General features: G+C 44.0%; 13 protein-coding genes. 2 read left to right on the top strand and 11 right to left on the bottom strand.

From position 1 onward, the window contains the following. Positions 1-36 precede the first annotated feature (36 nt). The gene (locus N2K84_RS01815) at positions 37-1,455 is read right to left on the bottom strand and encodes a Gfo/Idh/MocA family oxidoreductase (protein WP_282590053.1); all 1,419 of its coding nucleotides are present in this window, start codon (positions 1,453-1,455) and stop codon (positions 37-39) included. A gap of 251 nt (positions 1,456-1,706) precedes the next feature. On the opposite strand from N2K84_RS01815, the gene N2K84_RS01820 reads away from it, so the two are divergent. After that, positions 1,707-2,774 (top strand): hypothetical protein, encoded by a 1,068-nt coding sequence (locus N2K84_RS01820; RefSeq protein WP_282590054.1) that lies wholly within the window; start codon positions 1,707-1,709, stop codon positions 2,772-2,774. Positions 2,775-2,844: 70 nt separating this feature from the next. Here the strand turns inward: N2K84_RS01820 and N2K84_RS01825 are convergent, their stop codons facing one another. Beyond that, a complete protein-coding gene (locus N2K84_RS01825; protein ID WP_282590055.1) occupies positions 2,845-3,261 on the bottom strand; it encodes an OsmC family protein in 417 nt (138 codons plus the stop codon). Between the two features lie 162 nt (positions 3,262-3,423). Between N2K84_RS01825 and N2K84_RS01830 the strand changes: the two genes are divergently transcribed. Further along, positions 3,424-4,125 (top strand): Crp/Fnr family transcriptional regulator, encoded by a 702-nt coding sequence (locus N2K84_RS01830; protein WP_282590056.1) that lies wholly within the window; start codon positions 3,424-3,426, stop codon positions 4,123-4,125. A gap of 78 nt (positions 4,126-4,203) precedes the next feature. Here N2K84_RS01830 and N2K84_RS01835 read toward each other — a convergent pair whose 3' ends face one another. The 9 genes from N2K84_RS01835 to N2K84_RS01875 all read right to left on the bottom strand — a co-directional run bounded on the left by N2K84_RS01835 (position 4,204) and on the right by N2K84_RS01875 (position 13,640). Continuing rightward, positions 4,204-5,388 carry a murein hydrolase activator EnvC family protein gene (locus N2K84_RS01835; protein ID WP_282590057.1) on the bottom strand — a complete coding sequence of 395 codons (1,185 nt, stop codon included), beginning with the start codon at positions 5,386-5,388 and terminating at the stop codon, positions 4,204-4,206. Positions 5,389-5,400: 12 nt separating this feature from the next. Continuing rightward, the gene (gene lolB1 / locus N2K84_RS01840; protein WP_282590058.1) at positions 5,401-6,276 is read right to left on the bottom strand and encodes a lipoprotein insertase outer membrane protein LolB1; all 876 of its coding nucleotides are present in this window, start codon (positions 6,274-6,276) and stop codon (positions 5,401-5,403) included. Positions 6,277-6,278: 2 nt separating this feature from the next. Beyond that, positions 6,279-8,036, bottom strand: coding sequence for a tetratricopeptide repeat protein (locus N2K84_RS01845; protein WP_282590059.1), 1,758 nt, complete (start codon positions 8,034-8,036; stop codon positions 6,279-6,281). 9 nt (positions 8,037-8,045) lie between these two features. Beyond that, entirely contained in the window at positions 8,046-8,480 is a 435-nt protein-coding gene (dut, locus tag N2K84_RS01850; RefSeq protein WP_282590060.1) for a dUTP diphosphatase, read from the bottom strand. A 75-nt stretch (positions 8,481-8,555) separates the two neighbouring features. After that, complete coding sequence (hemW, locus tag N2K84_RS01855; protein ID WP_282590061.1) at positions 8,556-9,692, bottom strand: radical SAM family heme chaperone HemW; 1,137 nt, start codon at positions 9,690-9,692, stop codon at positions 8,556-8,558. Positions 9,693-9,787: 95 nt separating this feature from the next. Then, entirely contained in the window at positions 9,788-10,231 is a 444-nt protein-coding gene (locus tag N2K84_RS01860) for an RrF2 family transcriptional regulator (RefSeq protein ID WP_282590062.1), read from the bottom strand. Between the two features lie 3 nt (positions 10,232-10,234). Beyond that, positions 10,235-11,578, bottom strand: a complete 1,344-nt coding sequence (locus N2K84_RS01865; protein ID WP_282590063.1) for a LutB/LldF family L-lactate oxidation iron-sulfur protein — start codon at positions 11,576-11,578, stop codon at positions 10,235-10,237. Between the two features lie 30 nt (positions 11,579-11,608). Continuing rightward, complete coding sequence (gene rpiB / locus N2K84_RS01870) at positions 11,609-12,040, bottom strand: ribose 5-phosphate isomerase B (RefSeq protein ID WP_428221978.1); 432 nt, start codon at positions 12,038-12,040, stop codon at positions 11,609-11,611. A gap of 127 nt (positions 12,041-12,167) precedes the next feature. Continuing rightward, positions 12,168-13,640: a lipopolysaccharide biosynthesis protein gene (locus tag N2K84_RS01875; RefSeq protein ID WP_282590065.1), complete on the bottom strand. Its 1,473-nt coding sequence runs from the start codon at positions 13,638-13,640 to the stop codon at positions 12,168-12,170. Between the last annotated feature and the right edge of the window lie 9 nt (positions 13,641-13,649).

Consider the following 13,649-nt stretch of genomic DNA (forward strand, 5'->3'; position numbering starts at 1 on the left):
AAGTCCTTTCGTTTCGTTTAAATTGAATCAGCTCAATCAGGGCCTGACAGCCATCAGGGGAATATCCGTGAGTTCCGAAATTTTCACGCTACGTCCCTCTTCAATACTTTTACGGGCAGCAATGCCAATCAGGATCGACATGGCGCCATCGCGCGTTCCCGCAGCATGACGATATGGATCGGCCATATTGGGATCTTTGAAAATCTTATCGTGCAAACGAACATCGCCTCCACCGTGTCCGCCGCGAACGCGGGGTACTTTTACCAATTGAGGGTCAGGATTCCAGTTTTTCATCACCATGATTTCGTCATATTCTTCGGTCTTTTCCTTTGCATCCTGGCTCATTTCCTGCGCATTTAACTGGGCTTGGTTCACCAATTCGTTGCGGCGCCAGGGGATGCCTTCCCAACTATCGATCCGCCCGTCCATGCTATTGAAAGCCAGTCGCCAACCTTCGTAAGGCGAATAGGTTGTGAGCGAATAACTCACCTGTACATTATTGGCATATTTGATCTGAACAGCCATCTTATCGTAAATGTCAATCCGGTTGCGCCACAAGCAATTGTCACGGATGTAACCATCGTATTTCTCATTGCTGGTGTAAAGTTTCACCATACGCTCACTCTTGGTAATGTCCCAATAAAATTTGCATTGGCTGGTGTAAGCACACGAACGGCAGTTGGCCCCCCGGAATGAATTGTTTTTTCCGTAATGTTCCAAAGCACCGAAGGCCGAAACTTCTACAGGGTCAGAATCAATCCACCAGTTGAGCAAATCGAAATGGTGTGTTGCTTTATGCAGGAGCAAGGTTCCGCCTTTGTCACGCTCGCCATGCCAACGGCGGAAATAGTCGGCGCCATGATAAGTGTTCAGGTACCAGTGAAAATCAACCGAAGTCAATTTACCAACTTCCCGTTTGGCCAGCAATTCTTTAATCTTCGAAAATAAAATACCCCACCGGTAATTAAAGCCAACAATGACATTCTTTCCGGTCCTTTTTTCGGCTTCTAAAATTGCACTACACTTATCTTCGTCGGTGGTCATGGGTTTTTCGGTAATCACATTGCAGCCCATTTCCATCGCCTTGATGATAAATTCGTGGTGGGTAGAGTCAACAGTCGTCACAATCACCACGTCCGGTTTGGTGGTATTGATCATCTCTTCGAAGTTGGTAAATACCGGACAGTTAATGCCCATGTACTCTTTGGCATATTCAAGCCGGCCCGGATTGATGTCGCACAGACCAACGAATTCCGTTTGATCAGAATAGTTTTCAACAATAGCGCGTCCCCAGAAACTGGTCCCGCGGACACCGGTACCGACCATTGCCAATTTCATCTTTCCGTTTACCGATGCGGCCACAGCCTGAACCGGATTGGCCAGCAAAGCACCAGCAGTTACTGCGCCTGCCGTTGCCAAAAACTGACGACGGTTTACTTGAGAAAGTTTTTCCATAAATTTCGTTTTATTGGTTTTTAATTCGATTTCTGAACTGAATATACCAGCTTCTTCTTATTTTTGATTTGAAATGTGTCGGTAAACACGTAAATTAGACGTTAAATTTTCTTTTTACAGAATTGATTTTCAAAAACTTGATTAATTCCCAAAAACATATCAGGCAGTGTTTAGACCGAATATTGAAAAGTACGGTTTTCAGTAAATCAACCGTTAACCGGGAATTGCTGAAATACTTAGTCCAAGCTTCGATGAACGGAGAAAATCCAAAAGAGTTTCAAATTGCTTCTGATGTTTTTGGTAAAAAGATGAACAGTGGGAAAGAAGTAAACATTCGCGTTTACATTCATAACCTCCGGAAAAAACTGAATGAATATTACCAAAAGGAGGGAAGAGACGATGAGTTTGTGCTAGAATTACCCAAGGGAGAATACCGCGTCCACTTTCATTATTCACAGCTAAAACTGGTACAAAAAAAATTACTTCTTCAGTCACCTACCCTGCTGTTTATCAGCTTACTGCTTTTTGCGTTATCGCTTCTCACCATCTTCTATTTTCCCCAAAAATCAACACTGCCCTTTTGGAAACCCTTTTTGAAGAAGGATTTCCCGGTGTTTCTGGTGTTGGGCGATCATTATTTTTTCCGAAGCCAGATAGCCACGGGAAAAATGAGCACGGTTCGGGATAACCACATCAACTCGGATGCCGAATACGAAGATTTTTTAAAGGAACATCCCGAAAAGCTGGGCGAGATGGCCAAGTCAGACCTCACCTACATCAATAACCAAGCCCCGATTGGCCTGTTTTATTTCATGAATATTCTGGGCGGAGGGGCAGCAAATTGTACCATGAACTATTCATCTCGCGTGAGGATGGAAGATTTCCGCCAACATCATGTCATCTTTATCGGTTCGTTTAAAACCCTTCAGTTTATGGCTGGAGCAACCGAAAAAATGGGTATCCGGTACAACATTCAACAAAGCAAGCTCGAATACCATACGTCCGACTCCATTTATACGTTCTATAACCGAAGCGATGAATTCCTGAATTACGAATATGCCAGCGTGGCAAAATTCGTGACAAATGATGGCCGCCACATCTTGTTCTTTCTTTGCGACAACGATATTGGCAACATTGCTTTGGCCAAATATTTTACCGATCCGGAAACGCTAAGGGACTTTGAAAAAGCTTTAAAACCCATGAAAGGCAGTAATTTCAAGGGAGTTTTTGAGGTGAAAGGACAAAAGCGAACCGATTTTGAAATCAGGTTGATCCGTTTCGATCCGCTTTCGGAAACCATATCTGAGATTTGGCCCTGATCTCTGCCACAAAAAAGAGACTACCCACCCGGAAAGTCTCTTCCTGCAAATCCTTTTATAAACGATGATATTATTCCACCATGCGAATTTCGGTTGTCATCTCCATAGCATCGCGATAAACGGCACTCACCCCACAGTATTTTTCTTCAGATAGTTTCACGGCTTTTTCCAACTTGTCCAATGGCAAGTCTTTTCCTTTGAACTGGTAAATAACCTTCATTTTCGTGTACTTTTTCGGGTGGTCTTCGGCCACATCACCTTCCACTATCACATGAAAACCTTCGGGCTCCACTTTCATTTTCTTCAAAATCATGATTACATCTATCCCGGTACATCCAGCCAAAGAAGTAAGCATCAACTGTTTAGGACGAGGGCCCAAATCATCTCCTCCTGAATCTATCCCTGCATCAATTACGATTTTATGACCGTCCATATCGGTTTCGAACGCCATATTTTGTTTCCATGCCAAATCAATCACGTGTTTCATAACAAACTAATTTTTATCGGTTACTGATACATTTTCACTTACTTTATTTCAGAATAAACACATCGAAATATCTAAATAACTGGTTTTACAAATATAATTGTTCATTGTATATTTAAGTTTAAATTTACGCTTAATTTATTAATTCTTAACAACAAGGGGTAGATGAGAAGTTCAATAAAAAGACCGACAGAAGACGAATGTGATCTGTCTGGATTTCAACTATTCAAGAAACTAACTGACCAGGAATTTGCCCAACTGAATTATGATAAAACATGTTCCTTATATAAAAAAGGGAGCATCATTTACCGGGAAGGAAGCCGTTTGACGGGTTTTTATTGTGTGACAAGGGGCGTTTTAAAGATTTTTAAAACGGGTATCGACGGCAAGGAACAAATTATCAAGTTTGCAAAAAAAGGCGATATAGTTGCTTACCGCTCGTTGTTGAGCCAGGAATTGGCCTGCACGACCTCCAAAGTGATCGAGGAAGCCGTATTGTGCCACATCCCCTATCAAACGTTGTTGTTCCTGATTCAAAACAATTGGGAATTTTCGCACCACATGCTGCAAATTGTTTGCAAGGAATTGCGCGAGGCAAACGATTACATTACCGACATTGCCCAAAAAACCGTACGCGAACGGTTGGCCGAGGTGCTACTACTGCTGAAAGAAAGTTTTGAGCTCGATAACGCCAATACGCTGCAAATTTCGCTGACCCGCGAAGAACTGGCCAACATTGTTGGTACAGCTACGGAAAGTGTGATCCGCCTGCTCTCGGAATTTAAACAAGATAAGCTGATTGAACTTCAGGGACGAAAGATAAAGCTCCTGAATATTCAGGCTTTGACGAAAGTTGCCAATCTGTAAGAGAAAGCCCGCCCAAAAGCGGGTTTTACTTTTATAGAAAATACCGGTTCCAAAAAGTAAAGGCCTTTAAAAGAAAATTTAGTGCGTGATCCAATCCTCGGGGTTTAGCTTCTGGCTTTCTTTCCACACCTGAAATTTCAGAACGGTTTTATTCCCATCAGATTCATCGGTAAAAACAGAGCCGATTTCCTGCTTTATTTCCACTTTTTGCCCGGCATTGACAAATACCTCCTTCAGATTGGAATAAACGCTCAAAAAGCTCCCGTGGCGGATAATAACGGCCATATTCCCTCCCGAAATGGCAAACACGCGGCTCACCTCGCCTCCAAATACGGCACGGGCCGGGGTGCCCTTCCGGGTGCTGATGTCGATACCATTGTTTTTTACCTGAATTTGCTTTAACACCGGGTGGGCATGTACGCCAAAACGTCCGGTTATAACGCCCCGCTCCACCGGCCAGGGGATGCGCCCCTTGTTTTTCTCAAAATCGGCGGCAACCAATTGCTGTTCCGGGGTCAGCTGAAATTCGCCTTTGGCCTGCATTTTTCGGGTTTCTTCTTCCAGCATCCGCTGTATGGCCCGGTTCAGTTCTTCCTGTTCCTTTTCCTGCTCGCGCAACTTTTTCCGCAAATCCTGCTGTTTCAGCTTTAACGAAGACAAATACTGATCCTGCTCGCGTTTTTCATTTTCCAGCAATTTCGTTTCTTCCCTTTTTCCCAGCAGCAGGTTTGCCTTTTGCTGCCGCTGCTTCTCCAACGAACTTATTTTTTGATCAATCAACCCACTTAGCGAAGTGATGATTTCAGCCTGTGCTTTTCGATATTTGGCATATTGCCGCAAATACAAAAACCGTTTATAGGCTTGGTTCAGGTTATCGGCCGAAAGCAAAAATAGCAGTACATCGTAGCTGTTTTTGTTCTTTTGCGCAAATCTCACCATAGAGGCATATTCTTTCTTCAGCTCATCCAAATCGGATTTGAGCATGTTCACCACCTCCGTATTTTCAGCAATGTATCGATCAATGATATTCAGCTCTACGTTGATATTTCCGATAAAATCGTTCCGGGTTTGGATTTGACTGTTGATCAGCCGGAGCTTGTTGAGTGAGGCTTTTTCGTGCTTCCGGGCTTCTTCCAGCAGCGAAGACGTGTATTTCAAAGCTTGCTCGGCATCGGTTTTCTTTTTGCGCAAATCCGTCAGCGATTGGCCCTGGGCCGACCACAGCGCTAAAACAAAAACAAAACCGAAAACCAGTCGCTTCATGTCATTATCCGGCTAATTCACCTGTTTGTACTTTCCCGGAATGTTGAAATTGATGTCCGGATCATTTTCGGTCGAAAATTTACTGAGTTTCAATTTCATCTTCAAATCGTTTTCCGGGCTTATAAAGTGAACATCAATACTACCCGGGTACAATTGTTTTTCAACGGGCACAAAATCGTCGAAATCAACTTGTACTTTCCGGCTATTAAGGGGATCGTCGAGAATGATTTTTCTCACTTTAAACGTTTTGGGATCAACGTACAAATACTGAACAACAAAGTCTTCCTCATCCAATTTTTTCAGGTACCGATCAATTTTTTCCTCTTTTCCTTTGCGCTGAATTTTTCCCAATTTTCGGTTTTTCAGCGATTGCAGCACATACATGCCCGAATCAGTATAAGACACGAATTCTTTGAAATCGTTGTCTTTCGGATCATCACGGTATGAAAAAACATCATTGGTGATAATGGACTGGACCACATCAAAATCGATATCGGCGCTGATAAATTTTTCCAGAAAAGCATAGTCTCCCAGAAAGTAATTCTTTTCCAAAAAGTTGACCATTTTCACACTGTCAGGGCTCAGCAGCAATCGCGCCACTGGGATATTCATTTTACTGACGTTCATGAAGATGTAATTATCCTGCTCCCATTTCAAACTGGCCCGAAAAGAGGTTTTATTGCCTGGCGTTTCGTATTGACAGGCAATTCGCCTGATATCCAAACTACTGTGATCAAAAGCATTCTCCTCGATACTGCGGATCAGTTTGTTCGAGCTCACTGGTCGCAGTTTTTCAACCATCAGGGTTTTGGGCGCCCGGCACGAAGCCATGACCAACAGAAACAACCCAACAAGCCACAGGCTATTTTTAAAAGATCTCTTTTTCAAGGCTATTCGTTACTTTCAATAAAGCGTGATTCTTTCACTTTTTGTTCCAGCACAGCTGAACCATCTCCCAGTTCCAAAGCTTTTTCCCAGTTTGCCAGGGCCTTTTCTTTTTCTCCCAGCATGTACAGAATATCGCCATAATGTTCAACCAGCACAGCATTTTCGTCGCCGCCGTTCTCCAAAGCCGTCTCGATGTAAAATTTGGCCAAACTGTAGTCCTTTCGTTTAAAAAGCACCCAGGCATGGGTATCCAAATACGTGGGGTTGGTGGGGTTGGCCTGCACCACACGGTTGCTCAGGCGCTCGGCTTTGTCCAGGTCTTCTCCGCGCAACGACAGATAGTAGGCATAATTGTTCAGTGCCATAAAATTGTCGGGGTCAAGCTTGATTACTTCGTCAAATGCTTTGAAAGCCTGTTCTACCTGGTTCAGTTTATAATACGCTTCGGCCCGGTAAATTTCGAATTGAATTTTCAACATCGAATTATCCAGAATGTATGGTTCTCCTTCCTCCATCACGGTCAAGGCTTCCTCATATTTTTGCAGTTGAAGGGCTGCAACGGCATTCAGGGCATACGACACAGCTTGGTTCGGAAAAAGTTCAATCGCCTGCTTGCTGTCGGTAAACAAGGTCTCAAAATCATGCAAGTCGTTGCTCAAAAACATCAGTTGCTGCCAGATCACAAAACTACTGGGATCGGTTTCGAGGTATTTGCGCAAATAATCGCGCGCCTCCGTCAGTTTATTTTGCCGGATAAAATAATCGGCATAAATCGTAAACATCCGGTTATCATCGGGGTACTCCTCAAACAAGATGGCCAGCATTTCCGAAATTTGCGCATCGGTCCAATCCGAATTTTCCGGATCAGCCGTTTGCATCATATAATATTGAATCTTGGTTTCAGCATCCAATTCCTCATTCTTAAAGGCCAGCTTAATATGCTCAAAAGCCTGGTTAAAATCGCCCTCTGCCTGATAATAACCGGCCAGCGAAAAGTGTACAAATCCATTGTCCGGGGCAATTTCCAGGATCTTATTGAAATATTTCAGCGTATTTTCTTTATCACCCTGCGACTGGTAGAATTCGGCCAGCAGTCCGTAATATTGAGGTTCCTGCGGATTGAAAGCAATCAATTTTTCAAGCTCTTCCAACGCTTTTTCGGGTTTTCCCCAATCCATGTAAATTTGCTGTTTGGCCACCGAAAGCTGGTCGCTCAGCCCAATTTCCTCTTCCAACTTATTGTAGGCTTCGATAGCGTCCTGATACTTTTCGGCCATGCCCAGCAAAACCGCTTTGGAATATAAAAATTCCAGATTTTCGGGTTCCAGCTTGCACAACTTCTCATAAATGGCGGCAGCCTCGATAAATTGTTTGCGCTGCTGGTAAACCTGTGCCAGCAACAATTTGTACCATTTATTTGAATCATCGATGGAAGTTGCCTTTTCCAGCAAAAGGGCGGCGCTGGTTAGGTCTTTGTTAGCGTAATGAATGTTGGCCATTTCGTACATGGCCACCGCCGAATTGGGATCGATTTCGAGACAGCGCGAAAAGATGGAAGCGGCATTAGACGCATTGCCCAGTTTTTTCTGTTTCAGGCCTTCGATGAAAAGGTACTCAAATTCGTTTTGCTGATCTTCGGTTAGCAAAGTTTGCTGTATTGTTGGCTTTTCAACCGGACTTTCGGCGATTGGTTTGGTTGTTCCGCACGAAGCCAGCAAGAAACCGGTCAACAAAAAATATCCTGTTTTTCTTAAATTCATCCTGCTGTTTTAGTTTTTCCCGGTATGGCCGAAACCTCCTGCGCCACGCTCTGTTTCTTCCAAAATTTCAACATCTTGCCACGAGATGGTTTCGTGTTTGGCAATCACCATTTGGCAAATCCGCTCGCCGTGTTCAATGACAAAATCCACATTCGATAAGTTGATCAGGATAACACCAATTTCGCCCCGGTAATCGGCATCGATGGTCCCCGGTGAATTCAGCACGGTAATCCCTTTTTTCAGGGCTAAGCCACTACGCGGCCGAACTTGCGCTTCATAACCCACAGGCAGCTCAATGAACAAGCCTGTTGGCACTAAAATACGTTCCAGCGGTTTTAACCGGATGGGTTCATCCAAATTTGCCCGTAAATCCATTCCGGCTGAATGGGTTGTACTGTAAGCAGGTAGCGGGTTTTTCGAGCGGTTGACAATTTTTATCTTCATATGCAGTTTTTTCAATCGGCAAAGATAGAGAAATATCCGCTAGCCATTGCCTTTCATTCAATCAATTAACAATATTTATAACTCTTCCAGAAAGAGCAGCTTTTCCATAATCTTATCGGAAATAAACAATCCTTCTGTCGTTAACTTGTAACAGCCATTGGCAAAAATCACATGACCGCTAGCCAAAAACGGTTGTACTTCCTTTTTAAAATGAAACAGAAAAGATTCGCCAAAATGATCAGACAGGTAATTTTCGGAAATGCCCCAGATGGTACGCAACGTAGTGATCATGTAATCGTTATACTGATCCTGTACGCTCAAAACCTCGTGCTCCCAATAAGGAAGGCCGAGTTCCAACCCGTTTAGGTATTTCTTCAAACTGGAAACGTTCCAACGGCGGGTTTTTTGGTCGAATGAATGGGCTGAAGGCCCGAAACCCAAGTAACTCTTCCGCTCCCAATAGGCCTTGTTGTGGCGTGAATAAAGGCCATCCCGTGCAAAATTGGAGATTTCGTAGTGTTCAAAACCAGCTTCTTCCAGCATACTTTTCAGTAATTTAAACTGGTCAAAACTCAGCTGGTCGGGTAATTCCTTAACCTTCCCGCTTTTCAGGTAATCGTAAAATACGGTGCCTTCGTGATACGTTAAATGGTACGCCGAAATATGCTGAACCTGCAACGAAATGGCCTTTTCAACGTTCAGTTGCCACAGTTCCAGCGTTTGGTTCGGAAGACCATAAATCAAATCGATGCTGATATTGCTGAAACCAGCCTCCTGAGCCGCTCTAACCGATTTTACGGCTTGATCTCCATTGTGGCGGCGGTTCATGCTTTTCAGGTCGCTGTCGGCAAAAGATTGTGTGCCGATACTCAGGCGGTTCACCGGGGTTTCGTTCAATCCATTCAGAAAGAGGGCGGTCAGGTCGTCGGGGTTCGCTTCGAGGGTAATTTCGCAATCGGCAGGTAACTGAAAACAGGCAGAAACAAGGTCAAGAATATCCCTAATTTCGCTGACTTTCAATACGGAAGGAGTTCCTCCGCCAAAATAGATGCTGTTGATCCTCTCCTGCCCCAGTTCATGCTTGCGCTGGATGATTTCCTTCTTCAAGGCCGACAAAAAATCTACCCGCGCGCCAAAATCGGTGGATTTATAAAAATCGCAGTAATAACATTTGGTTTTGCAAAATGGGATATGAATATAAATCCCGGCCATGGCAACGTTTTAAGTGAAATATTCGAGAATAATTATTCCGGGAAATCGTTTCAGTCTGACAATCAGCAAAACCGCTCAGCCCCTGATACCACGAATTAAAGTTTGATCAACTCTTCGTGCCCTTTCATGTCGCCAATGATTTTGGCGATGGATGTTTGCGAATAAAACTCCATTAGTTCGTTACGCACCTCGCTGAAACGGCCATGAACGGCACAAGGTTTACCATTTGCATGATTTGTAGAGCAGGGTTCGAGGCTGATCAGGCAGTTTTTGAAAAAATCCTCGCCATCGATGGTTTTAACGATATCGTACAACGATATTTCCTCGGCCGGTTTGCCCAGTCCAAATCCCCCATTTGGCCCCTTGGTAGAGGACAAAATTTTCTGCTTCACCAGATTTTGCAGGATTTTTCCAAGAAAAGGCGTTGGAATGTCCAGATCGCCGGCAATTTTTTTGATGCCGATCTTTTCGCCGTTTTCACTGAATTTTCCGAGATAAATTAAAGCGCGAATAGCGTATTTACAGGTATTTGAAAGCATAGTTCACGGTTTTGATTTCCATTGCTGGCTAAACGATTTCTCTGCGAATTTTGGTAGTTCTTTCTGATCGCCCAAGGCATTTTTGCCCAACAGGCCAAGCTTATTCTTCAGGTTTCCGCCAACGGCATCCAAGCGGCTGCGTTTGCTGAATGCATATTCAAAAGCTTTCATGCCCATGTTCCAGGCAAAAGTCCCGTTGCCCTGTTTCACGGCATCGCGACGGTTGAACAGCAAAAGATTGTGCAAAGGTATTTTTACCGGGCAAACTTCGGTACATTTTCCGCAAACCGAACAAGCCGAGCTAAGATGGTTATAATCGGAAAAACCTTTTAAAAATGGCGTAATTACCGAACCGATCGGCCCGCTGTAAGTAGCTGCATATGTATAACCGCCCACATTTTTATAGATCGGGCAGGCATTCAGGCAAGCTCCGCAACGAATACATTTTAACGCCAAATATTGCTCGTCGTGCCGGTACAATTCGCTCCGGTTGTTATCGAGCAGAATAACATACATTTTTTCAGGGCCATCGGTTTCTCCCGTCTTCTTGGGCCCGGTTACAATGCTGTTGTAAACCGTTACCTGCTGACCGGTTCCATGTGCGGCCAGCAAGGGCCAGAGCAATCCCAGATCTTTCAGCGAAGGCACAATTTTCTCGATACCCGCGATAGCAATGTGCACCTTAGGAAATGAAAAGGTCATCATCGCATTTCCTTCATTTTCGGTGAGCGCAATGCCTCCGATATCAGCAATGAGAAAATTGGAACCGGTAACACCAATGTCGGCATTTACAAACTTGTTGCGCAGCAATTTACGCACATAAGCTGTCAGAAACTCAGGGGTACTTTTCTCGGGCGTATCAAACTTTTCGTGGAACAGTTCAGCAATATCTTCCTTGGATTTATGCATGGCCGGAGTCACGATGTGGTAGGGCTTTTCACCGGCAATCTGCACGATGTATTCACCCAAATCGGTTTCCAGCGATTCAATGCCCAAGTGCTCCACATGTTCGTTCAAATCTATTTCCTCGGTGGTCATCGACTTACTTTTCACCAAGAGTTTAGCCTGATTCTGCTGAAGAATTTTCTGAACAGCAGAAATGGCTTCATCTCCGTTTTCAGCCCAAATCACTTCAGCACCGTTGGCAGTGATGTTTTTTTCAAACTGCAGGAGATATTCATGTAGGTTGTTGATCGCCTTTTCCTTGATAAAGGAACCGCGCTCTTTGGCCAGTTCCAGGTTGGAGTAGCGCTTTTTACCCCGGTCAACAGCCTGGTCGTACCGCGAAATATTGAAGCGGATAGTTGCCCGGTGTTTTTTGTCGAAGGCAATCTTATCTGCAGCCATTATGAAGTTTTGTTTTACAACCGACATAGCTTACGAGATTGGAATTTTATCAATTCGGCGTTGGTGGCGTCCACCTTCAAAATCGGTAGAAATAAAGGTTTTCACAATCATGATGGCCTCTTCGTCGGTGATAAAACGGGCCGGAAGGGCACAAACATTGGCATCGTTGTGCAAACGGGCCAAAGCTGCAATTTCGGGCTTCCAGCAAATGGCCGAACGTATTTTCTGGTGCTTGTTGGCAACAATGTTGATGCCGTTTCCGCTGCCACACAGCGTAATTCCCAAATCGAATTCCCCATTTTCAACGGCCAGCGCCATCGGATGGGCAAAGTCCGGATAATCGGAACTTTCGGCCGAAAACGCGCCATAATCATGATATTCAATCCCTTTTTCTTCCAGATAACTTTTAACGACCTGTTTTCTTTCAAACCCAGCATGATCGGAGGCCAGAGCAATTTTCATATCTTTCAATTTTTGCAAGTTACAGCGTTCGGTGCATCATTCCAGAGAATCGGTTCAGCGCACCTTATCATTTTTTATCCTTTTACGAAAACAAAAATAATACTAAAAAGTATTTATTTGATGAATATTAGTGAAGAAACTTTCTGAATTCCCTATTTTCCAACACATAAATGATGACGATAAAGAGCATAAGTAAAAATGCATGGAAAAGGTACATCGGCAAAATGGGGCTCACATGAAATAGTACTGAAATAAAATACAAGCCCAGGGCCAGAACAAAGTAGAATCCGATCCGTTTCAGCGGATAATCAATCGGAAAATGCTTTTGCCCATACACATAGCACAAAATGGCTTCGACGATAAAACAGATCAACACCGCCACAGCTGATGCCATGTAACCAAAAACAGGAATGAAAACAATATTGATACCTAAACTGATAGCAGCGCCAACCAACGAAAAATACGCCCCGAACCGTGTTTTATCGGTTAATTTGTACCATAACGAAACGGTGTAGTAAATTCCCAAAAAGAGGTTGGCCATCAGGATAATGGGCACCACTTTCAAGCCCGAATAGTAAGCCTCGTCAATAATATTGAAGGTTTTGAAAACATCGAGGAACAGACTGATGCCCAGGAAAATCAGCAACCCAAAAATTACAAAATACTTCAGGATCAGGGCATAACCACGCTTATTGTCTTCCGATTTCACCTGCGAAAAAAAGAAGGGCTCGAAAGCATACCGGAAAGCCTGGATAAACATGTTCATCAGCACTGCCAGTTTGTAGTTGGCCCCGTAAATACCCAATTGCTCCATGGGGCCTTGGTTGGCCGGTAATAAAATAGGAATCAATATTTTATCGATATTTTGGTTCACCATACCGGCTATGCCAACTACCAAAATCGGGAAGGAGTACCAAACCATTTCTTTGAGCAAACTCCCGTCAAACCGAAGTTTCACCCAAAGTTCGGGCAACAGCATTACAAAAGTAACGCCCGACGCAATCAGGTTTGAAATAAAAACATAGCCCACGCCAATCTGATCGGAGTATATAACTCCGACCAAGTGGTCCGGGTTTGATTTCAAAAGGGCAGGGCAGATGGTTAAAAAGAAAATGTTGAAAAAAATATTGGCGAATATATTCACCAGCTTGATCACGGCAAACCGGATGGCTTTCGATTCGATACGCAAGCGGGCAAAAGGTATGGACGTGAAGGCATCAAAAGCCATGATCAGTGCAATCCACCGGACGTATTCGGGGTGGTTGGCATAATCAAGCCAGCCGGCAATCACGTCGGAAAAACTGTAAACAACCAGCAAAAAACTAAGCGAAGTAACAAAAAGCGAAATCAGCGAACTGGAATAAACCAGCTGCTTATCCTTCTTTTGGGAGGCGTACCGGAAATAACCGGTTTCCATTCCGTAGGTTAAAATAACCAGCAAAAAGGCCATGTACGAATACAGGTTGGTAACAACACCATATTCGGCTGTTTGAAAAATATGCGAATAATACGGCACCAGCCACCAGTTGATAAACCGGCCAACAATGCTGCTAACGCCATAAACGGCGGTTTCGCTGACGAGCTTTTTAAATGAATTCAAACCGAAAAT

It is taken from the genome of Gaoshiqia sediminis, from assembly GCF_025907915.1.
GTDB classification, from domain to species: domain Bacteria; phylum Bacteroidota; class Bacteroidia; order Bacteroidales; family Prolixibacteraceae; genus Gaoshiqia; species Gaoshiqia sediminis.